At 57.4% G+C, this 19,529-nt stretch carries 21 protein-coding genes; 14 read left to right on the forward strand and 7 right to left on the reverse strand.

The window, feature by feature from the left end; translation table 11 throughout:
* Positions 1-56: 56 nt before the first annotated feature.
* The 4 genes from V9K84_RS12750 to V9K84_RS12765 all read left to right on the forward strand — a co-directional run bounded on the left by V9K84_RS12750 (position 57) and on the right by V9K84_RS12765 (position 4,787).
* Positions 57-734, forward strand: coding sequence for a heavy metal response regulator transcription factor (locus V9K84_RS12750; RefSeq protein ID WP_012316925.1), 678 nt, complete (start codon positions 57-59; stop codon positions 732-734).
* Positions 734-2,140: a heavy metal sensor histidine kinase gene (locus V9K84_RS12755; RefSeq protein ID WP_012316924.1), complete on the forward strand. Its 1,407-nt coding sequence runs from the start codon at positions 734-736 to the stop codon at positions 2,138-2,140. The genes V9K84_RS12750 and V9K84_RS12755 overlap by 1 nt, the downstream gene beginning before the upstream one ends.
* A 714-nt stretch (positions 2,141-2,854) precedes the next feature.
* Entirely contained in the window at positions 2,855-3,190 is a 336-nt protein-coding gene (gene tnpB, locus V9K84_RS12760; protein ID WP_009684097.1) for an IS66 family insertion sequence element accessory protein TnpB, read from the forward strand.
* 61 nt (positions 3,191-3,251) lie between these two features.
* On the forward strand, positions 3,252-4,787 hold the full coding sequence (locus tag V9K84_RS12765; RefSeq protein WP_009684098.1) for an IS66 family transposase: 1,536 nt from the start codon (positions 3,252-3,254) through the stop codon (positions 4,785-4,787).
* A gap of 33 nt (positions 4,788-4,820) precedes the next feature.
* Here the strand turns inward: V9K84_RS12765 and V9K84_RS12770 are convergent, their stop codons facing one another.
* The 3 genes from V9K84_RS12770 to V9K84_RS12780 form a co-directional block, all read right to left on the reverse strand.
* The gene (locus V9K84_RS12770) at positions 4,821-5,354 is read right to left on the reverse strand and encodes an NUDIX domain-containing protein (protein WP_009684099.1); all 534 of its coding nucleotides are present in this window, start codon (positions 5,352-5,354) and stop codon (positions 4,821-4,823) included.
* 92 nt (positions 5,355-5,446) lie between these two features.
* A complete protein-coding gene (locus V9K84_RS12775) occupies positions 5,447-6,298 on the reverse strand; it encodes a universal stress protein (protein WP_012316922.1) in 852 nt (283 codons plus the stop codon).
* Positions 6,299-6,309: 11 nt separating this feature from the next.
* The gene (locus V9K84_RS12780) at positions 6,310-7,797 is read right to left on the reverse strand and encodes a SulP family inorganic anion transporter (protein WP_009684101.1); all 1,488 of its coding nucleotides are present in this window, start codon (positions 7,795-7,797) and stop codon (positions 6,310-6,312) included.
* Positions 7,798-9,292: 1,495 nt separating this feature from the next.
* On the opposite strand from V9K84_RS12780, the gene V9K84_RS12785 reads away from it, so the two are divergent.
* Both V9K84_RS12785 and V9K84_RS12790 read left to right on the forward strand, forming a co-directional pair.
* On the forward strand, positions 9,293-9,976 hold the full coding sequence (locus tag V9K84_RS12785) for a hypothetical protein (RefSeq protein ID WP_177336881.1): 684 nt from the start codon (positions 9,293-9,295) through the stop codon (positions 9,974-9,976).
* Positions 9,977-10,259: 283 nt separating this feature from the next.
* Positions 10,260-10,391 carry a YHYH domain-containing protein gene (locus tag V9K84_RS12790; protein ID WP_016489890.1) on the forward strand — a complete coding sequence of 44 codons (132 nt, stop codon included), beginning with the start codon at positions 10,260-10,262 and terminating at the stop codon, positions 10,389-10,391.
* Between the two features lie 72 nt (positions 10,392-10,463).
* On the opposite strand, the gene V9K84_RS12795 is transcribed toward V9K84_RS12790, so the two are convergent.
* From V9K84_RS12795 to V9K84_RS12805, 3 genes are read right to left on the reverse strand one after another with little or no spacing between them, the layout of a single operon-like run.
* Positions 10,464-11,195 carry a TraX family protein gene (locus tag V9K84_RS12795; protein ID WP_043860741.1) on the reverse strand — a complete coding sequence of 244 codons (732 nt, stop codon included), beginning with the start codon at positions 11,193-11,195 and terminating at the stop codon, positions 10,464-10,466.
* Positions 11,192-11,632: a YqaA family protein gene (locus V9K84_RS12800; RefSeq protein ID WP_012316918.1), complete on the reverse strand. Its 441-nt coding sequence runs from the start codon at positions 11,630-11,632 to the stop codon at positions 11,192-11,194. The genes V9K84_RS12795 and V9K84_RS12800 overlap by 4 nt, the downstream gene beginning before the upstream one ends.
* Before the next feature lie 4 nt (positions 11,633-11,636).
* Complete coding sequence (locus V9K84_RS12805) at positions 11,637-11,945, reverse strand: metal-sensing transcriptional repressor (protein ID WP_012316917.1); 309 nt, start codon at positions 11,943-11,945, stop codon at positions 11,637-11,639.
* 512 nt (positions 11,946-12,457) lie between these two features.
* Here V9K84_RS12805 and V9K84_RS12810 point away from each other — a divergent pair.
* From V9K84_RS12810 to V9K84_RS12835, 6 genes are all read left to right on the forward strand, one after another.
* The gene (locus tag V9K84_RS12810; RefSeq protein WP_012316916.1) at positions 12,458-13,195 is read left to right on the forward strand and encodes a HupE/UreJ family protein; all 738 of its coding nucleotides are present in this window, start codon (positions 12,458-12,460) and stop codon (positions 13,193-13,195) included.
* An 11-nt stretch (positions 13,196-13,206) separates the two neighbouring features.
* The gene (locus tag V9K84_RS12815; RefSeq protein WP_012316915.1) at positions 13,207-13,863 is read left to right on the forward strand and encodes a hypothetical protein; all 657 of its coding nucleotides are present in this window, start codon (positions 13,207-13,209) and stop codon (positions 13,861-13,863) included.
* A gap of 74 nt (positions 13,864-13,937) precedes the next feature.
* A complete protein-coding gene (locus tag V9K84_RS12820; RefSeq protein ID WP_016489889.1) occupies positions 13,938-14,060 on the forward strand; it encodes a hypothetical protein in 123 nt (40 codons plus the stop codon).
* Positions 14,061-14,230: 170 nt separating this feature from the next.
* Entirely contained in the window at positions 14,231-14,506 is a 276-nt protein-coding gene (locus V9K84_RS12825; RefSeq protein ID WP_012316914.1) for a metal/formaldehyde-sensitive transcriptional repressor, read from the forward strand.
* On the forward strand, positions 14,503-15,444 hold the full coding sequence (gene dmeF, locus V9K84_RS12830) for a CDF family Co(II)/Ni(II) efflux transporter DmeF (protein ID WP_012316913.1): 942 nt from the start codon (positions 14,503-14,505) through the stop codon (positions 15,442-15,444). The genes V9K84_RS12825 and dmeF overlap by 4 nt, the downstream gene beginning before the upstream one ends.
* Before the next feature lie 69 nt (positions 15,445-15,513).
* A complete protein-coding gene (locus V9K84_RS12835; protein WP_012316912.1) occupies positions 15,514-15,687 on the forward strand; it encodes a DUF1289 domain-containing protein in 174 nt (57 codons plus the stop codon).
* A 40-nt stretch (positions 15,688-15,727) separates the two neighbouring features.
* Here the strand turns inward: V9K84_RS12835 and V9K84_RS12840 are convergent, their stop codons facing one another.
* Positions 15,728-17,032 (reverse strand): MFS transporter, encoded by a 1,305-nt coding sequence (locus tag V9K84_RS12840; RefSeq protein ID WP_012316911.1) that lies wholly within the window; start codon positions 17,030-17,032, stop codon positions 15,728-15,730.
* 191 nt (positions 17,033-17,223) lie between these two features.
* Here V9K84_RS12840 and V9K84_RS12845 point away from each other — a divergent pair, with 191 nt between their 5' ends.
* Both V9K84_RS12845 and chrA read left to right on the forward strand, forming a co-directional pair.
* Positions 17,224-18,165 (forward strand): chromate resistance protein ChrB domain-containing protein, encoded by a 942-nt coding sequence (locus tag V9K84_RS12845; RefSeq protein WP_012316910.1) that lies wholly within the window; start codon positions 17,224-17,226, stop codon positions 18,163-18,165.
* Positions 18,158-19,528: a chromate efflux transporter gene (gene chrA / locus V9K84_RS12850; protein WP_043860740.1), complete on the forward strand. Its 1,371-nt coding sequence runs from the start codon at positions 18,158-18,160 to the stop codon at positions 19,526-19,528. Before V9K84_RS12845 ends, chrA begins: the two co-directional genes overlap by 8 nt.
* The last annotated feature ends 1 nt before the right edge of the window (position 19,529 follow it).

Consider the following 19,529-nt stretch of genomic DNA (forward strand, 5'->3'; position numbering starts at 1 on the left):
GGTTGGGCGTCTTTTTTCCTGCAAACTGGAGATGCACTCCGCGTGGATGAGAGCAGATGAAATTACTCGTAGCCGAAGATGAGCCGAAAACCGGTGTCTACCTCCAGCAAGGCCTAACAGAGGCTGGCTTCACTGTAGACCGGGTGATGACAGGCACTGACGCCCTGCAACAGGCGCAGAGCGAAGCGTATGACTTGCTGATCTTGGACGTAATGATGCCGGGGCTCGATGGCTGGGAGGTCCTGCGCAAGATCCGGGCAGCGGGGAAAGACGTGCCGGTCCTCTTTCTCACGGCCCGTGATGGCGTAGATGATCGCGTTAAAGGCTTGGAGCTGGGTGCTGATGACTACCTTGTGAAGCCCTTTGCGTTCTCTGAGCTGTTGGCTCGGGTCCGCACACTGCTGCGCAGAGGCAACGGTGGTTCTGCTCAAACCACCATGAAGATGGCGGACCTTGAGGTTGACCTGCTCAAGCGCCGGGCTACGCGAAACGGCAAGCGGATCGACCTTACTGCCAAGGAGTTTGCCCTTTTGGAGCTGCTCATGCGCCGACGCGGGGAGGTGCTCCCCAAGTCGCTGATCGCTTCTCAGGTCTGGGACATGAACTTCGACAGTGACACCAACGTGATCGAGGTCGCGATTCGCCGACTGCGGGCCAAGATTGATGACGACTTCGCGCCAAAGCTCATCCATACCGCCCGAGGCATGGGCTACATGATGGATGTGGCAGAGTGATGCGCCCGCAATCATCGCTCGTCAAGCGACTGACCCTGATGTTCATGTTCGCGGTGACTGCTGTCTTGGTCGTTGCCGGCGTGGCTTTCTACGGGCTCAGCCAGCACCATTTCCGGATGCTGGATGAGCAGGCGCTCTCCGAAAAGCTGGAGTCAACGCGTCATATTCTGTCCATTTCAGCAGCGCGAGGCGAGCTCGGCGATCAGGAGCAGCAGCTGCGGGCATTGCTCGGCGCACATCAGGATCTTTCGGCGAAAATCACCAAGGCTGACGGAACGACCCTTTTTTCAGACTCCAAAGCCTCCCAAATTCCTCAGCGGTTCGAGCAGGCGCGCCAGGGTGCGGTCTGGGAGTGGCAGGATGAATCGCAGAACTTCCGCGGTATCACCGCCCAGTTGGCCATCGCGGGCGAGCCGGAACCTGTGACGGCGGTGCTGATGCTCGATGTCACCACTCATGCCCATTTCTTCCACACCTTGCAGTGGTGGTTCGGGATCGGCTTGGTGATCAGTGCAGTGGTGAGTGCAGGCTTGGGCTGGGTCGTGGCCAAAAGCGGGCTTCGGCCTGTCGGGCAAATCACCAAAGTGGCGACCGCGATGTCAGCAAGATCGCTCCGCGAGCGCATTCCCCTGAAGCCCGTACCGATTGAGCTTCAGGAGCTCATCCTGTCTTTCAACGGGATGCTGGGACGATTGGAGGATGCATTCGTTCGGTTGTCCAACTTTTCTGCCGATATCGCTCACGAGTTGAGAACGCCGGTCAGCAACCTACTGACCCATACTGAAGTGGTGCTCACCAAGAAGCGTGACCTGGATGCATATGAGGAAAACCTCTATTCGAACCTGGAAGACCTCAAGCGCATGTCGCGCATGATTGACGACATGCTTTTCCTCGCCAAGGCGGACAACGGTCTGATCGTGCCCGAGCAGATCGATGTGGACCTCTCCGAACTCGTATACAAGCTGTTCGAGTACTACCAGTTCCTGGCTGAGGACCGGGGCATTCAGCTGACCCTCCAAGGTCGTGGCAAGGTTCGTGGCGATCGCCTGATGATTGACCGAGCGCTTTCCAACATTTTATCGAACGCGTTGCGCTACACCCCGGAAGGCAACGAGATATCAGTGCAGATCGAGCAAACACGTGAAACCGTGACGCTATCCGTACGTAACAGCGGAGTAACCATCGATCCTCAGCACATTGGCAAGATCTTCCACCGGTTCTATCGGGCCGATCCAGCCAGACGCGAAGGCGGGCCAAGCAATGCAGGCCTAGGCCTGTCGATAACACGCTCCATCATCGAGGCTCACAGCGGACGAATTTGGTGTACTTCAGCGGAGGGTGTCACAACCTTCTTCATCAGTCTCCCAGCCTCCATGCGGTTGGTTGGTGCAGCCCCAACCCCTTAATGGTGAGTTCATCCCGGTAACCTATACTCGCCCATCCTGATTCTTATCGTGGCGCTTCCGCTTAACGGGATGGCGGGCATCGATTCGGCGACTGAACCTTGCCCAATGCAGACCATGGGCATGGAAATGATGGCGGGCATGGACCATGCCTGCTGCCAGGACCAAGACCTGGGAAAGACTGGTGACCATACCAATCCTGCAAGGTAGGCCAGGAGTGCAGGACTGCCAGCACAGTGCAGCCCAGCTTCCTAACGCCTGGACTGACTATGCCAAGCCACGACCGTAACCGTCCGGCCAACTCACCTTCCTGACCCCGACGCCAAAGGCGATGGTGTCCACCTAATTTAAGTGGACACCATTTCTAGCCTTTTAAGCGGGTCTTTCCATGCAGTCACAACGCCGTTCCTATTCAAAATCCTTCAAGGCCCAAGTTGTCCAAGAGTGCGCCCAGCCCGGCGCATCGATTGCCAGCGTCGCGCAGAAGCACAGCCTTAACGCGAACCTCGTACATAAATGGATTAGGGTACTCACGAACAAAACTATGGCGCTGCAACCTGCTTTCATTCCAGTGCCCTTGCCGCTAGCCGGAGGACATTCGCAGGCAGCTTCATCAAGTATCTGCATTGAAATCCAGCACCCGCGTGGCACCGTCAAAGTGAACTGGCCGACCGAAAGCGCTGTCGCCTGTGCCACCTTTCTGCGAGACCTGTTGGAATGATTCGGATCGATGCCATCTGGCTTGCCACCGAGCCTATGGACATGCGCGCCGGTACCGAGACCGCGCTGGCCAGGGTGATCGCGGTGTTCGGTGTGGCGAAGCCGCACTGCGCATACCTCTTCGCTAATCGCCGTGCCAACCGAATGAAAGTCTTGGTGCATGACGGTGTGGGCATTTGGCTGGCAGCGCGACGATTGAACCAAGGCAAGTTTCATTGGCCCGGCATCCGTCACGGATCGGAAGTCGAACTCGATAACGAGCAACTTCAAGCCTTGGTACTGGGTTTGCCGTGGCAGCGGGTCGGCGCAGGCAGCGCGATCACAGTGCTTTAGCCCCTGCCATTAGCCCATCGGTTTATCGCTGTTGACGACCTGCTCTGACACAATCAGCGGCATGACTTCCTCGCCCAATCTCGACCAGATGACACCGGAACAGCTGCGCGGCTTGGCCGAACAGGCTATGCAGTTGCTGTCCCAGGTCGACTCCATGAGCCAGAAAATCCAACGCCTCGAAACGGTCAACGAGCAACTGGCTCATGAAATCGCCATCCTCAAGCGACACAAGTTCGCCAAGCGCAGCGAGCAACTGAGCCCCGACCAAGGCAGTCTGCTTGATGATCTGCTCGATACCGATATCGCAGCTATCGAAGCCGAGCTGAAGGCAGCCAATCCGCCGGCCGCACCGGCCGAGCCACGTCATAAGCCCAAGCGTGCACCACTGCCGCCGCAGTTTCCGCGAACCGTGATCCGTCACGAACCAGAGAATACTCAGTGCGTGTGCGGCTGCCAGCTTCAGCGAATCGGCGAAGACGTCAGCGAGAAGCTCGATTACACTCCGGGCGTGTTCACAGTTGAGCGGCATGTGCGTGGAAAATGGACGTGCCGTCAGTGTGAAACACTGATCCAGGCGCCTGTACCGGCCCAAGTGATCGACAAGGGCATCCCGACCGCAGGCCTTTTGGCCCACGTGATGGTGGCGAAGTTCGCCGACCATTTACCGCTGTACCGGCAGGAGAAGATTTTTGGTCGGGCCGGACTGCCCATCGCCCGTTCGACACTGGCGCAATGGATCGGACAGACCGGTGTGCAGCTCCAGCCTCTGGTCGATGCGCTGCGTGAGCATGTGTTGGCCCAGGGCGTGATCCACGCCGATGAGACCCCGGTTCAGATGCTCGCACCAGGCGAAAAGAAAACCCACCGCGCTTACGTGTGGGCCTATAGCACCACGCCTTTCTCGGCCCTAAAGGCCGTGGTCTACGACTTCAGCCCCAGCCGTGCCGGCGAACATGCGCGTAACTTCCTGGGCACGTGGAACGGTAAGCTGGTCTGCGATGACTTCGCCGGCTACAAGGCCAGCTTCGAGCTGGGCATCACCGAAATCGGCTGCATGGCCCATGCACGCCGCAAATTCTTCGACCTGCATGCAGCCAATAAAAGCCAGTTGGCGGAGCAGGCGCTTCACTCGATTGGCGGGTTGTATGAAGTCGAGCGACACGCCAAGGAAATGAGCGACGAAGCCCGCTGGCGATTACGTCAGGAAACAGCGGTGCCCATCGCTGAAAAACTGCATGAGTGGATGTTGGCCCAACGCGAACTTGTGCCCGAGGGTTCGGCCACGGCCAAGGCCCTGGATTACAGCCTTAAACGCTGGGTAGCGCTGACGCGCTACCTGGAAGATGGTGCTGTGCCCATCGACAATAACCAGATCGAGAATTTGATCCGGCCGTGGGCGCTTGGGCGCTCGAACTGGTTATTTGCCGGGTCGCTGCGCAGTGGAAAAAGGGCGGCGGCAATCATGAGCCTGATCCAGTCGGCGCGTATGAATGGGCACGATCCGTATGCCTATCTCAAGGATGTACTGATGCGGCTTCCGACACAGCGGGCGAGCGAAATCACGCAATTACTCCCGCAGCATTGGATGCTTGCCTGAGGCAGGCTAAGTGGACTTCGCCAAATAGTCAGCTCAAAGGCTGATTGGCATCAACAATTCGGAAGCGACTTTTCTCAGCATGTAGGTTTCGCGCAGAATTGACTGCCCCATCGAAGACTCGTGACGCTGCATGACGGCTTCATTGTGTGCGATGGCTTCATGCAGGTTGATCCAGACAGGCCGCATACCATTAGCGATTTCGTGGCTTTCCATTCTCACCGGCTCTAGCTGGGGCGCTACTTCGCATTGATAAAAATGCGAGGTCATGTGCATCAGATCGTACTGTGGCTTTTGGTAGGGCCGGTACTCCTCGATGTAACCGTAGTGCTGGAGCACCTGTATTTCACGAGCACCAGTCTCTTCCTCAAGCTCACGCTTCAGGCCTGCGACAATGTCCTCGTCACCATCAAGGCCGCCTCCAGGAAAGCTGAAATCGTTATAGCGCTCGGTGAACAGCAACAGGATCTGTTCACCCCGCATCACGATGCCGCGAGCTGCATGTCGACGGAATACTCTGCCCTGCTTGGATTTCAGCTCGGGGTGAACAATTTCAGTTATGAGTTGCATGTGGTCTCGTAGCGGCAAGATCAGTTAGTCATCGTCCAGGGTGGCCACGGTATTTCCTCAGTTCTGGAAATACTGTGGCCAGTGGAACTGGCTCAGCGAAGCAGCAATAAGGGTACAGTGGATGTACGCAGCATCGTCGTGGTCGTGCTGCCTATCAGAAACTGCCTGATGCGTGAGTGCCCGTACGCCCCCATGACCAAGAGGTCAATGCCGTGCTCTGCCTGATACGCATGCAGTGTGGACTCTACTTCGCCTGGGCGGATCTCGGAATGCACCAGCGAGCCGGAAGACGCAAGCGTGGTTCGTGCCTTCTCCAGCGCGTTCTGGTTGTCTTCAGAATCCGTTCCAACCATGACGATATGAATTGGCAGGCCTTCGCACAGCGGGCTTGAAGCAAGCATCTGTAAGGTCTTGTGGCCTGTTGCGCTGCCGTCAAATGCCACCATGACCGTTTCAGGTTTCCTGAAATGGCTGGTTGTAATCAGGGTGGGGCGGTGGATAGTTCGGACTATCGCTTCAATCTGGCTGCCAAGACTTTGGGCACTGCGCGTGCTGTCCTCACCGACTCTTCCAATCACCAGTAACCGAATATCGTCTTGGAGATCGCTCAGGCTCTCGACGAGATGGCCATGGCGCTGCTTCATATCAGGTGACATGGCGCCAGAGTGAACTGTTCGCTCGCGAGCTTTTTCAAGCATGTGCTGCCCATGCTCCAACGCCAGTTTTGCCCGCTGCGCATCCAGCATGGCCAACTCTTCCAGCAGATGTTCTCTGCTACCGAGACCGATATTGCCGCTGAGGTCAGCGGATGCAGGATATTTCTCCTTATCCAGCACATGAAGCAAGGTCAGGGGAGCGCTGAGTCGTTGCGAGGCCCATGCTGCGTAATCGCAGACCGCCAATGAGGATTGTGAGTTATCAATGCATGCCATTACGCGGGTCATTGTCGTTCTCCTTAGTGGCTCATGAGCTTGTCGATGGCACCGGGTTTGTCATGCACGCCGAAGCGGTCAACGATTGTCGCGCTGGCTTCATTGAGACCGAGCACTTCAACCTCAGCGCCTTCGCGTCGGAACTTGATCACGACCTTATCCAGCGCTGCGACGGCGGTGATATCCCAGAAATGCGCCTGTGTGAGATCGATGGTGACCTTGTTGAGCGCCTCCTTGAAGTCAAAAACCTCAGTGAACTTGTCCGCAGAGCTAAAGAACACCTGGCCCACGACGCGGTAAGTCCGATGCGATTTCGTCTCTTCAAGAGTGCTCTTGATATCCAGGTAGTGCCCGACCTTGTTTGCGAAGAACAGGGAGGCCAGCAGCACACCTACCAGTACGCCGTAAGCCAGATTGTGAGTGGCCACGACGACCACGACGGTCGCCACCATGACGAGGTTGGTCGACAGCGGATGCTCTTTCAGATTACGCAAGGAATCCCAGCTAAAGGTGCCGATGGACACCATGATCATCACAGCCACGAGTGCCGCCATAGGGATTTTGGAGAGCCACTCGCCAAGAAATACCACCATCAGCAGCAGGAAAACGCCGGCACACAATGTCGAGAGACGGGTGCGGCCACCAGATTTCACGTTGATGATCGACTGGCCGATCATGGCGCAACCTGCCATGCCGCCAAGCATGCCGGCAGCGATGTTGGCCACACCCTGGCCTTTGCACTCGCGGTTTTTGTTGCTGGTGGTGTCGGTAAGGTCGTCGACGATGGTCGCGGTCATCATTGATTCGAGTAGACCCACTACTGCCAACGCAGCCGAGTACGGGAAAATGATGCGCAGGGTTTCAAAATTCAGCGGAACTTCAGGCCAGAGGAAGATCGGGAGCGTATCAGGCAGTTGGCCCATGTCACCGACGGTGCGGATATCCAAACCGAGGTAAATGGCGATGGCAGTCAGCGTCAGAATGCACACCAATGGAGAGGGAATCACCTTGCCGATTTTCGGTACATACGGGAACAGGTAGATGATTCCCAGGCCCGCAGCGGTCATGGCATAGACATGCCAGGTGACATTGGTCAGCTCAGGCAATTGCGCCATAAAAATCAGAATCGCTAATGCGTTTACGAAGCCGGTGACTACCGAGCGTGAAACAAAGCGCATCAACGAGCCGAGCTTCAGGTAGCCGGCAAGGATTTGAAGTACGCCACATAGTAGCGTCGCGGCCAGCAGGTACTGGAGTCCATGCTCTTTTACCAGCGTAACCATCAGCAGTGCCATGGCGCCTGTCGCCGCCGAGATCATTCCGGGGCGCCCGCCGACAAAGGCGATGACAGCACAGATACAGAAGGAGGCGTAGAGACCGACTTTGGGATCTACCCCGGCGATGATGGAAAAGGCGATGGCTTCCGGGATCAGCGCGAGTGCGACCACCAGCCCCGCGAGCACGTCGGCACGGACGTTGGAAAACCACGTTTGTCTAAGTTTTTGCAGCATATAAATATCCAAGGCAAAGCATCGCGCACGCCAAGGGAGTGGCGAGCGAATCGATACAAATTCAAATTTTGAGGATTTTTTGCTGTGTGCTTAAGGTGTAAAACCAGGCGTACAGCAGTGAGCACCCGCGAGCGAGGCTAGCGGAAGCAGGTTGTTGCGAGGGGGCGTAGCGCTAAGGCGGCGTAGGCTGCCAGTAGATCGTTTGGAGTACAGTCATGCTGATGTTCCTGTAGCTCAAGGGGTATGCGGAGCCGAAGTATACAATGAAGCCATCGTCGATTGCGACCCGCTGGCAGGCTCTGCATGACCTACGTCAGATACAGGCTTATTCAATGGGTATACCTGCGGGCAAGGCTTTGTTTTCCACCCGTTCTTGTCCGAGCTGGTCTGTGTGCTGAGGGGTGAGTTGGCCAGACGGTTACCCACGACCTGCCGATACCTATGCTGTAGGCATAGCGACAGGTTCTCCCCCCCGATCCATGGCGTCCTCCCCGCGTCTGACTCCCTCTTAATTTCACACCATCGTTCTGCGTAGCAGCGGGGCGATGGCACGCGGCTGGGCGCTGATCTGTCGAGGAATCATTTTCATGACTCCATAACGTTTTCAGGGACGGATCCAAGCTGAGCCTGCACAGCTGAAGGGCTTGAACGTAGGAGACAAGGTGAAATTTGGGTTCCGTATGGGGGGAAGCGTCGCGAAATCGTGAGCATTCAGAAGCAGTGATTTTCCAGCCTTAAATGATCGGGCAGGCCTTCGCACCGAGATGCTGACCACTGTCAGCAATGCGCACAGGCCTGTATGACCTGCGCAGATTCCTGCGAAGCAATGACTGCGTAAGCGAATTTCGCCAAACCTCCGCCTGCTTTCCATGCGCCTGATAAAAGATTTGGGTACGTCGATAACCGGCGTGCCTAGGGAGACAGGTAGACCGCTTATGGGCATGCGTTCTGGCAGAGCCTAGCTTGGGCAGCTAGCCAACCAAAGGCGCTGCTGTACAGATCTGGTAGCAAAGAAGCCCGCCTCGGCGGCGGGCTATCAGATGTCTCCAAGGGGAGGCTGTAGGCCAACAAGTCTCGGAGCAAGCGCTTGTAGGATACGCCTCTTGGCTCACGCCCACCAGCCAGCTCGACGGGAGCGAATGGTCCTGCGTTCTGACGGCATTTGAAGCGGCTTATGTGGGCCACGTCAATCGGCAGGGCAATCCGCCAAGACAAAGCAAGCTGGTTATCCCCAGGCGGTATACCCTCAGGGAGAGTCAAAGGCAAAGCTAGGGGTAAATCTAGCGGGTACTCACATTTGAGGGCAGAATCACCAGCTTCGCCTACATTGCACTGGGTTGAGGGGAAGGTGGTGGGAGCAGAGCTAGATCGGGTAAAGGATCGCAAAAGGAGCAGAGCGTTAATCGAAGACCTCTACCTCGACGCGAACCGAGTTTACGTAATCCACTACTCCTGCGAATCGTTTTATCAGAACGATACGGGGGAGTCGAAACGTGTGACCTCCATCGCCACACGAAACCTAAAAACCGGCCAGACCAAATCATGGTCCATCCATAAAGAAGCAGAGCTCAGCAAACAGCTCTCCAGCATGCAAGCAGAGCTCAATAAATTCGAAAAGTCGATGCTCAAAGGCTTTTTCCAATGGCTTGATAAGCACAAGGATTGCCGTTTCCTGCACTGGAATATGCGAGACGAAAATTTCGGGTTCTTTGCGCTTGAGCATCGCTTCCGGGTACTCGGCGGCAAACCCGTAGAGCTGCCGGATGACAAGAAGGTTGACCTTGCGCGTGAGCTGGTTGCGTTGTATGGAAGAAATTATGCCCCGCATGCCGATAGCAAGGGAAGGAAAGGCAGGATCATGGCATTAGCTGAACTCAACAATGCCAGCGACCAAGACGCGCTGCCGGGCGCTGATGAGGCTGCCGCCTTTGTGAACGCTGAGTACATAAAAATGCATCAATCGACCTTGAGGAAGCTCGATATGTTTGCGAACTTCTTCGAACGGACACATGACAAGTCCTTGAAGACGAAATCCAAATGGTACGAGCGGAACGGGGTGCACCCTGTTGTGTTGATTGAAATCGTCAAAGACCATCCGATCTACACGACAGTTATCGTACTGAGTGGCCTTGCCATAGCTGCCGTCAATTTCAGCCGTTTCTTGGAGCTTTTCAACTAGCTCCCCGTATCGGGTTCTGCGCTGTAGCGCAAGCGCCAGTTCACCACTCTTTGGGCCTCATTAGGAGGCCTGTAGGTGTATACGGGACTCGGGACGATTGGATTTAGAGAATTAAAACTCTCGCAGCGTTTAATTCCACGGGCTCCAGCCCGACGCCCGTAATTACCCCTTTCATTGGACCACACCTCGTCGGGGACGCAGCCGCTTGCCGTATGAAGGCAATTAGCCATAATCTTCGCCGGTGGCCGAAGCCACGTACAAAAACCAAGCATGGAGTAGCCTGATGAAAATCGTTTACCTCGTGATCGCAGCAGTCCTGTCGTTCTCCTCGGTCACTGCCTTCGCACATAGCGGCGGTACCGACTCCAAGGGTTGCCACACCAACCACAAAACGGGCGAGCGCCACTGTCACTAAGGCGGTCCGCAGGTCCTTCAGCGCTGGTGTTCTTGACCCTGAGGATGCCAGCCATAGAAGCAAAGCCAGCAGCTAAAGCAAGTTGCGAATACCCAGTAGCGCCACCAGGTGGCCGGGGTAGAACCAATAGCTCCACTGTTTGACAGGCACGACCTTGAACGGCAATGGGGCCCAGAACAGCGCCAAACCGAGCAGAGGTGCAAGAGCGGCGGTCGACAGTGCGAGGATGGCGAATGGTTCTAGTTGCGCTGCTTGCTCGAACAGGCCAGTTCGAGAGTTGGCAGCAGCACAGAGTGCGACGGGCAGTAACGCGAAAAGTTCGGGGCGCTTGATCGCGAGCACCAGAGCTGCCGGCACGAACACTCCATAAAAGCCGAACATCAACGGCTCGCTCAGCAAATAGGCAGCCAGAATCGCCCCGCCGGCCAGTACCAGGCTTTCGAGCGTCCGGTGCTGCACTTCCCAAGCGACCAGCAGACCCAACGCCAACGTGACCAGGACGTTGAATGTGCCTGAGGTGCTGACCATCCGGTATGGCACTTCTGATAGCGCCGCAAACAACACCAAAAGGGCGAGATACCGGCCATTACTCCGGATAAACAACTCACCAGGCTGGTTCCGCGAAACGTTGATGGCCACCGCCAAACAGAACAAAGGAAAGGACAGTCGGACTAAGACAAACAGGTTACTGGTAGCCGGCCAGGCCAACCGCATGTGATCGAGCACCATCGTAATCAAGGCGATCCACTTGATCAGGTCCTGGCCCGTGTGCCGCTCTCTGTGACGGATGGGATCTGACGTCACGGCATGCTCCCGAGTACCAAAAGAGTCAGTAGCAAGTACCGCCCACCCTTGGCCAAGGTCACCAACAGTGTGAACCGCCAAAGTGGCTCGCGCATGACCCCGGCTACCAACGTAATTGGATCGCCGATAATGGGTACCCAGCTCAATAGCAGTGACCAGTATCCATAGCGCTGGTAGAAGACTTGTGCCTTCTCCAGCTTGGACTCCCTAATCGGGAACCAGCGCTTGTGCTTGAAGTGCTCGACGCCTCGACCCAAAAACCAGTTAACCACGGAACCCAGCACATTGCCGGCGGTAGCCACCGCGACAAGCGCCACGGGCAGGTACAGCTCAGACACTAGCATCGCGGCCAGCGCGGCTTCTGACTGCATGGGTAGCAGCGTGGCGGCCGCAAAAGCTGCCAGAAACAGGCCGAGGTAGCTGGTGAGCTCGAACACGGCCCTACAGGTACTTGGTAATTTGCTTGAATTCGTCCAGGGCCGATCGATCGCCCTTGCTCAAGGCTGCAACCGAGTCCTCAAGACAGTGGTCGATATGGTCCTGGATGAGCGTGCGCTTGGCCTGGCAGACGGCCTTTTCAACCGCATGCAGTTGCTGGGCAATGTCTACACACTCGCGCCCATCCTCGATCATGGCAATGATGCTGCGCAGATGGCCGTCTGCACGCTTCAGGCGCTTGATGATCGCCTCATGGCTCTGGTGAGTATGGGCATGGCCCTGTTCATCATCGTGCTGGTGATCATCGGACATATCTTGAGTCTCTGTCGGCGATACATTACGCTGGCGATGCTATCCCCCCCAGGGGGTTAGGTCAAACGTGCAACGTTGCTGTTGAATCAGCGTCATAGGCATCTGAATGTCCCGTCGTTTCCTGTCATCAGCCATCCTCGTGGCTTTGGCTATGGCCGTTATGCTGGCCTGGACGGGGCACGCCTATTCGTTGGCAGTACCGACTCAAGTCGCTGCCCAAGAAGCAGGGAACATGAAGCATGGGCATGACCATGGCGAGGCCTCATGGAGCTGCGCGCATTGCACTGACCACTATCATGCCCCGCTCACGCCCGACCACCAGCACGAGACCCCTCAGCTCTCTTCTGCTGCGCAACTGACACCTATCTTCGGCCCGTCCATGCCATTGGCCTGGTCAGGCAACTCGGTACCACACCCGCCTATCTTCCGAATCGAACGCCCACCTCGTCCTGCTTTTGCTTCCTGACCCTGGCCGCTTTGCGGCTCTCGATCACTGCAAAAAGGATTGATCCATGCGTTTACACTCGATAACGGGTGGGAGCTTGCTCGCTGTGCGTGCACGCCATCCCATCTGCCTCTTGTTCCTGTTCGTCGCGTCATTGCTTATCGGCATGCCGGAGGCATTGGCACACGCCGTAGCGGAAGGCGACAAGGGATTCATCCAGGAAAGCTCGGGGGTCATGCTGATCCCGTTCATCTACATGGGCGCCAAGCACATGATGACGGGCTATGACCACCTGCTGTTCCTGTTCGGCGTCATCTTCTTCCTCTACCGCCTCAAGGACGTGGGCCTCTACGTCACGCTATTCGCCGTTGGACATTCGGTCACGCTGCTGTTCGGCGTGCTTACTGAGATCAGCATCAGCTCCTACATCATCGACGCGATCATCGGTTTCTCGGTGGTCTACAAGGCGATGGACAACCTGGGGGCCTTCAAGCGCTGGTTCGGTTACCAGCCGAACACCAAAGCCGCGACGCTCGTCTTCGGCCTGCTGCATGGCTTTGGCCTGGCAACAAAGATCCAGGAGTACGAAATCTCGGCCGACGGCCTGATCCCCAACCTCATTGCTTTCAATGTCGGGGTTGAGATCGGTCAGTTGCTCGCGCTGAGCGCCATCCTGATCGTGATGGGCTTCTGGAGAAGAACCGGTGGTTTCTGGCGTCACGCCTACACCGCCAACGTTGCCATGATGAGCGCCGGTTTCCTGCTGATGGGTTATCAGCTGACTGGCCTGATTGTTACCGCTTGAGGATTCTGAACATGTTCAACTCCCCACTTCCTTCGGCAAACGAACTGCCGAGCAGCCGTCAGCTCATTCGATCCACCGCCATCGCCTTCGCTGCCGCGATGGGCCTTCTGGTCACCGTGGTCATGCCTTCGGAGTATGCCGTCGACCCAACAGGTCTGGGCCGAGCCATGGGTCTTACCCAGATGGGCGAGATCAAGATCTCCCTCGCCCAAGAAGCCTTGGCCGATGAGGCCGCTACGAAAGCCGCTGTACCTGCGCCGGCAATACCGGCACCGGTTCCCGAGGCTGCTCCCGCTCCGGCTCCACAAGTTGCAGCGGTGCAGCCTGCCCAGCAAGCAGTGCAGCCAGCGGCAAAAACCGACGAGGTCAGTTTGACCCTCAAGCCAGGCGAAGGGCGCGAGATCAAGCTCGAAATGCGTAAGGGAACTGTCGTTGCATATGAGTGGAATGCTTCGGGACCGGTCAACCACGACACCCACGGTGAAACCTATGACGCGGCCCAGGGCGACTTCCACAGCTACAGCAAGGGTCGTCAGGTGCAAAGCGACAAGGGTGAGCTGACTGCGCTCTTCGACGGCACCCATGGCTGGTTCTGGCGCAACCGTACCACGGGTAACGTCACCATTGTGCTGAACACGACTGGCGACTATCTCAACCTGAAGAAATGACGCGTGGTCGAGGCTCACTAGAAGTGAGCCTCGACCTATCAATTTTTTGATCTCACCACTGTGGAACCTACGACATGACCATCAAACTGCTACGTTCGCTCGCTGTAATCGGTCTCCTCGGCCTGCTCGTCGCATGCGGCGATGCCGAGCCAGAGGTGTCGAACGATAGCGCGGGCCATGGCCACGCTCACGACTGATACCCCGGTTAGAGCCAAGGAAGGCTCTATCTACCGCTCCTCAGGATGACGGTTGATACGTTCGCCAGTCATCCCGCTCGTCTCAAAAATCGCCTGCTGATTACTGGTCTCTTGTATAGGGGGGTGGGGTATGACAATCTCCGCGCCAATATACATAGGGGGAGTATGGTATGGGCCATCTCGCATCGAACAAAGAGGCGCTGCTCAAGCGCGTCAAACGCATTGCTGGGCAGGTGCAGGCAATTGAAAAAGCCCTTCAGGAAGAAGAGGACTGCGCCAAGACCCTGCTACTGGTGGCATCGGCCCGTGGAGCGATGAATGGGTTGCTGGACGAAATCATCAAGGATCACGCCAGGGCGCACGTAGCTCACCCGTCACTTACTGACGAAGAGCGCAGCAAGGGCGTAGAAGAACTCCTGGAAGCCATTCAGCGGTACTCAAAATGACTTCGGACATCCAAGCTATGAGCACGACGGCAACCACCCATGACCATGTTTTTCTCGGTGCCTCCCATGAAGAGAATGCGAAGCGCACGCTCTGGGTCGTGTTGCTGACCGTTGTAATGATGGTGGGTGAGATTGCCGCAGGCTACATCACCGGATCGATGGCCCTACTCGCCGACGGCTTCCACATGGCCACACACGCTGGTGCGCTCGGCATCGCGGCCGCTGCATACGCGTATGCCAAGCGACACGCCACCAACTCTGGGTTCAGTTTTGGTACGGGCAAGGTCGGCGATCTGGGTGGGTTTGCTTCGGCGCTGATCCTGGGACTCGTTGCCCTGGCAGTGGGTGCTGAGTCGATCGTCCGTTTGTTCCAACCGAATGAAGTGCAATTCAGCATCGCGATTGGTATCGCGATAGTTGGCTTGCTGGTGAACATCGTGAGTGCGTTGCTGCTGGGCCACGGGCACAACCATGATCACGGGCATGACCACCACCATCACCACGATCATGGCCACGGGCACGGCGACAACAATCTGCAATCGGCCTATGTGCATGTCCTGGCCGATGCACTGACCTCGGTCCTTGCGATCGTCGCACTGCTGGCGGGCAAATACCTTGGATGGGTCTGGCTCGACCCTGTGATGGGCATCGTCGGCGCCGTTGTTATCGGGCGCTGGTCCTGGAACCTGATGAAAGTGACTGCCGGCGTCCTTCTGGACAAAACTGATGATCACGTAGCGCAGGAAATCCGCGAGTTCATTGAGCAACCGGGTGACGTCCGCATCTGCGATCTTCACGTTTGGCGCGTAGGCCCCGACGCCCACGCCGCTATCGTCAGCGTTGTTGGCAAAGCCGCAACCAGTGTTGAAAGTATTCGTGAGCGGCTGTTGCCGGTTCATGAAATTCGGCACCTGACCGTCGAAATTCACCAAGCCTAATCTGTGGATGCGGGCCGCTGAGGCGGCCTGCACTCACGCGCCACAATCCTGCCCACAGGTAACTCATCCATGGCTTCGCAGATCGAGAACCCTTGTATTTCACTCTGTCAGTTGAAGGGCGATCTCTGTGTAAGCTGCGGACGGTCGAAAGATGAAATCCGCAAGTGGAAGCGCATGAAACGTCCGGAGAAGATGGCCGCCGTACAGAAAGCCAGTGCGCGGCTGAAGGCGCTCAAGAAATAGCACCGACCCAGCGACTCTCCACCGCCCTGGATGGAGGGCGCTATCGCCGTGGCCATTTCCGGTGGAGCTCATCAATGACAAACGAGTGCGCATGAGATTTTCCATCAGCGACATGAGGATGATCTTCCGAAAGATCGTCGTGCTGATGCGACACAACCTCGTGCTCATGGTCGGGATGCCAGATCCATTTGCTCAGTGTCCACGCAAACCCAGCGAGTAGACCTAGGCCAACGAACGCAGCAGTGAGGCTGACGCTGGCTCCCAGCCACCCGGCCAGCGGGTAGGTAATCAGCCAACAAGCATGAGACAAGGCGAACTGCGCCGCGAACAGCGCTGGTCGATCCTGAGCCGAAGAAGATCGACGCAAGATCCGCCCCGACGGCGTTTGTGCCAGGGAATATCCAGCGCCCAGCACCACCCACAGAACAACCAAGGCCGAATAACTGGAGACGAAAGCCCCGATCAGCAAACCAGCCACCAGGATCGCTCCGCCGGCAAGCATGGCCTTACGATCGTCCAGACGCTCAAGAAGTCGCGGAAGCAGCATGGCCACCACCATCGAACCGCCACCGAAAGCCATCAACGCCATGGCCATCGCGCTCTGATCCAGCCCAAGCTTCGCCTGAACCAACACGACCGTATTCACGATAACCATCGCGCTGGCTGCAGCAATTGCGAGGTTCAAGGCCAGGAGGCCGCGCAGGCGCGGGGTACGCAGGAAGATCCGTAGGCCTTTGGTCGTCCGCTCGTAGATGCTCCGCTTGGGCCCGCGAACGGCTACCGGCAATACCGCTGAAACCACCATCGCAGCTGACACGAGGAAACCCACGACGGTGCCACCGAACAGGCTGTGGAAGCTGACCACGGTCAACAGGGCTGCCGCGAGCATCGGGCTAATAACACTCTCCAGGTCATAAGCCAGGCGCGAAAGTGATAGCGCCCGGGTGTACTCACGCTCGTCAGGGAGGATGTCAGGAATGGTGGCCTGGAACGTTGGCGTAAACGCGGCAGATGCAGACTGCAGCACGAAAATCAGCACGTAGATCTGCCAGATCTCGGTGACAAACGGGAGTAACAGCGCCACGGCTGCCCTGACCAGGTCGAGGGAGACCAGCATGGCTTTTCTGGGTAGGTGTTCGGCAAACGCACCGGCAATCGGCGCCACGCCAATGTAGGCCACCATCTTGATCGCGAGCGCAGTGCCCAAGACGGCGCCGGCCTGCGCGCCGGCTAGATTATAGGCCAGAAGCCCAAGCGCTACGGTCGCCAGGCCGGTGCCGATCAAGGCAATCACCTGAGCAATGAACAGGTGCCTGTAAGTGCGGTTTTTCAGGACAGATAGCATGGCACCTCCGTGCACGGCTGGAGGCGATCTCTATCGCCTGAACTTCATCAGATCGACAACAGCGTATCCCCCCCAAGGGGGATATGGTCAACGCGATTCCATACGGCTCGACACGCTCGATGAATACCCGTTGCATTTGGACGAAACTGGCTTAATGTAGGAAAAGATACATTTTATGTTGAGTTTTCTACATGATTAGCTGGTCGCTATTGATTTTGGGACTGCCGACAGCAAACGCCACCGAACGAATGCGCGCCTGGAGAACGCTGAAGGCCTCTGGCGCCGCCGTGCTACGCGATGGTGTGTACTTGCTGCCGGAACAAAGCGCGGGCCGCGAAACGTTCGAAGCCGTGGAGCGAGATGTGCTAGCCATCAACGGCACGGCATTTCTGCTGTCGTTGCCAGAACGCGAGGAGCGCTTCAGCGGGCTATTCGACAGAAGCGATGAATACGCCAAGCTGATGGAAGAAATTGCAGGCTGCCGAGCTGACCTATCCCCGGATAATGCGTTGCTGACAGCCCGACAGGTGCGCAAGCTCAGGAAGGCCTTCGGCCAGTTGGCAGCGATCGATTTCTTCCCAGGTGTACTCAAGACCCAAGCCGACGCGGCCCTGCAGGAGCTTGAGACCGCGATTAGCCGCGCTCTGTCTTCTGATGAGCCGAGTGCGCACGATGAGGCGATCAACCAGCTGGAGCGCAGCGAATACCAAGGTCGCCGATGGGCAACGCGAAAACGTCCTTGGGTAGACCGGTTGGCCTGTGCCTGGCTGATCCGTCGCTTCGTTGATGCCGATGCCCAATTCATTTGGTTGGACAGTCCCAGCGACTGCCCAAGCGATGCGCTCGGCTTTGATTTTGATGGGGCCCGATTCAGCCACGTTGGCCAGCGGGTTTCCTTCGAAACCCTCATCGAGAGCTTCGCCTTTCAGCAGCCAGGCCTGGCACGCCTGGCGGGTGTCATCCACTACCTGGATGTGGGAGGCGTACAACCTTCCGAAGCACCCGGTATCGAGCGTGTCCTCGCCGGATTGAGAGAGAGCATTGGCGATGACGATCAACTGACAATGGTCGCAGGAGGCATCTTCGATGGCCTGCTGACGGCTTTCGCAAGCGAGGAAGCCCAAAATGGTTGATACCACCTCCGCAGTAAGTGAACAGCCGCCATCGCAAGCGTCTCAGCAGCCGATCGGTCTGTATGAAGCCTTCCTGTTCTGGCTCAAGTTAGGCTTCATCAGCTTTGGCGGGCCTGCCGGACAGATCTCAGTCATGCATCAGGAGTTGGTCGAGCGTAGGGGGTGGATCAGCGAGAAACGGTTTCTACACGCGCTGAACTACTGCATGTTGCTGCCCGGCCCCGAGGCTCAGCAGCTCGCAACGTATATCGGTTGGCTCATGCACCGCAGCTGGGGTGGGGTAATTGCCGGCGCATTGTTCGTGCTGCCTTCACTGTTCATCCTGATCGGTTTGTCCTGGGTCTATGTCGCCTTTGGCGAGGTGCCGGTAGTCGCGGGCATTTTCTATGGCATCAAGCCGGCGGTCACCGCCATTGTCGTCCACGCTGCACACCGGATTGGTTCACGAGCCCTCAAGAACGGCTGGCTGTGGGCTATGGCCGGCGCCTCGTTCGTCGCTATCTTCGCCCTCAACGTGCCGTTCCCGCTGATCGTGCTGGTGGCCGCCATCATCGGCTATGTGGGGGGCCGCTTCGCACCCGGCAAGTTCGTGATCGGCGGCGGTCATGGGGCCGCGAAGAACAGCTTCGGTCCGGCGCTGATCGATGACGACACCCCAACCCCTGAGCATGCCCGTTTCAGCTGGGGACATCTGGTACACCTGCTGCTGGTCGGTGGAGCGCTGTGGGTGCTGCCCATGGGGTTGCTAACGCTGTCGTTTGGCTGGGACGGCAGCCTGACGCAGATGGGCTGGTTCTTCACCAAGGCTGCACTGATGACGTTTGGCGGGGCGTACGCGGTGCTGCCTTATGTCTACCAGGGCGCTGTCGGTCATTACGGGTGGCTGACGCCAACCCAAATGATCGATGGCCTCGCTTTGGGGGAAACCACGCCAGGGCCACTGATCATGGTGGTTGCCTTCGTCGGATTCATCGGTGGGTACGTGCATCCGATGTTCGGTGCGGAGCACCCGTTCCTTGCCGGTGCAGTCGCGGCGAGCCTCGTGACCTGGTTCACCTTCCTGCCTTCCTTCATCTTCATCCTTGCCGGTGGCCCAGTGGTGGAGTCGACTCACAACGAGATGAAATTCACTGCACCGCTGACAGGCATCACCGCGGCTGTGGTGGGGGTGATCCTGAACCTCGCCATGTTCTTCGGCTACCACGTACTTTGGCCAAAAGGCTTCAGTGGGGCGTTTGACTGGCCTTCAGCGGTGATAGCGGTTGCTGCAGCAATTGCCCTATTCCGCTTTAAGCGGGGTGTCATTCAGGTTCTATTCGCTTGCGCCCTGGCAGGCCTGGCAGTCCACATGTTGCGTGGTTGAA

Source organism: Pseudomonas sp. AE27 (assembly GCF_037113495.1).
GTDB lineage: Bacteria > Pseudomonadota > Gammaproteobacteria > Pseudomonadales > Pseudomonadaceae > Aquipseudomonas > Aquipseudomonas palmensis.

What these genes read in the sequence shown, in the direction of transcription:
- V9K84_RS12790 (WP_016489890.1), top strand. Translation starts at nt 10,260, where the DNA reads ATGAAAATCGTTTACCTCGTGATCGCAGCAGTCCTGTCGTTCTCCTCG.
- V9K84_RS12750 (WP_012316925.1), top strand. Translation starts at nt 57, where the DNA reads ATGAAATTACTCGTAGCCGAAGATGAGCCGAAAACCGGTGTCTACCTC.
- V9K84_RS12815 (WP_012316915.1), top strand. Translation starts at nt 13,207, where the DNA reads ATGTTCAACTCCCCACTTCCTTCGGCAAACGAACTGCCGAGCAGCCGT.
- dmeF (WP_012316913.1), top strand. Translation starts at nt 14,503, where the DNA reads ATGACTTCGGACATCCAAGCTATGAGCACGACGGCAACCACCCATGAC.
- chrA (WP_043860740.1), top strand. Translation starts at nt 18,158, where the DNA reads ATGGTTGATACCACCTCCGCAGTAAGTGAACAGCCGCCATCGCAAGCG.
- tnpB (WP_009684097.1), top strand. Translation starts at nt 2,855, where the DNA reads ATGATTCGGATCGATGCCATCTGGCTTGCCACCGAGCCTATGGACATG.
- V9K84_RS12775 (WP_012316922.1), bottom strand. Translation starts at nt 6,298, where the DNA reads ATGACCCGCGTAATGGCATGCATTGATAACTCACAATCCTCATTGGCG.
- V9K84_RS12835 (WP_012316912.1), top strand. Translation starts at nt 15,514, where the DNA reads ATGGCTTCGCAGATCGAGAACCCTTGTATTTCACTCTGTCAGTTGAAG.
- V9K84_RS12845 (WP_012316910.1), top strand. Translation starts at nt 17,224, where the DNA reads ATGATTAGCTGGTCGCTATTGATTTTGGGACTGCCGACAGCAAACGCC.
- V9K84_RS12840 (WP_012316911.1), bottom strand. Translation starts at nt 17,032, where the DNA reads ATGCTATCTGTCCTGAAAAACCGCACTTACAGGCACCTGTTCATTGCT.
- V9K84_RS12825 (WP_012316914.1), top strand. Translation starts at nt 14,231, where the DNA reads ATGGGCCATCTCGCATCGAACAAAGAGGCGCTGCTCAAGCGCGTCAAA.
- V9K84_RS12805 (WP_012316917.1), bottom strand. Translation starts at nt 11,945, where the DNA reads ATGTCCGATGATCACCAGCACGATGATGAACAGGGCCATGCCCATACT.
- V9K84_RS12820 (WP_016489889.1), top strand. Translation starts at nt 13,938, where the DNA reads ATGACCATCAAACTGCTACGTTCGCTCGCTGTAATCGGTCTCCTCGGC.
- V9K84_RS12755 (WP_012316924.1), top strand. Translation starts at nt 734, where the DNA reads ATGCGCCCGCAATCATCGCTCGTCAAGCGACTGACCCTGATGTTCATG.
- V9K84_RS12765 (WP_009684098.1), top strand. Translation starts at nt 3,252, where the DNA reads ATGACTTCCTCGCCCAATCTCGACCAGATGACACCGGAACAGCTGCGC.
- V9K84_RS12770 (WP_009684099.1), bottom strand. Translation starts at nt 5,354, where the DNA reads ATGCAACTCATAACTGAAATTGTTCACCCCGAGCTGAAATCCAAGCAG.
- V9K84_RS12780 (WP_009684101.1), bottom strand. Translation starts at nt 7,797, where the DNA reads ATGCTGCAAAAACTTAGACAAACGTGGTTTTCCAACGTCCGTGCCGAC.
- V9K84_RS12810 (WP_012316916.1), top strand. Translation starts at nt 12,458, where the DNA reads ATGCGTTTACACTCGATAACGGGTGGGAGCTTGCTCGCTGTGCGTGCA.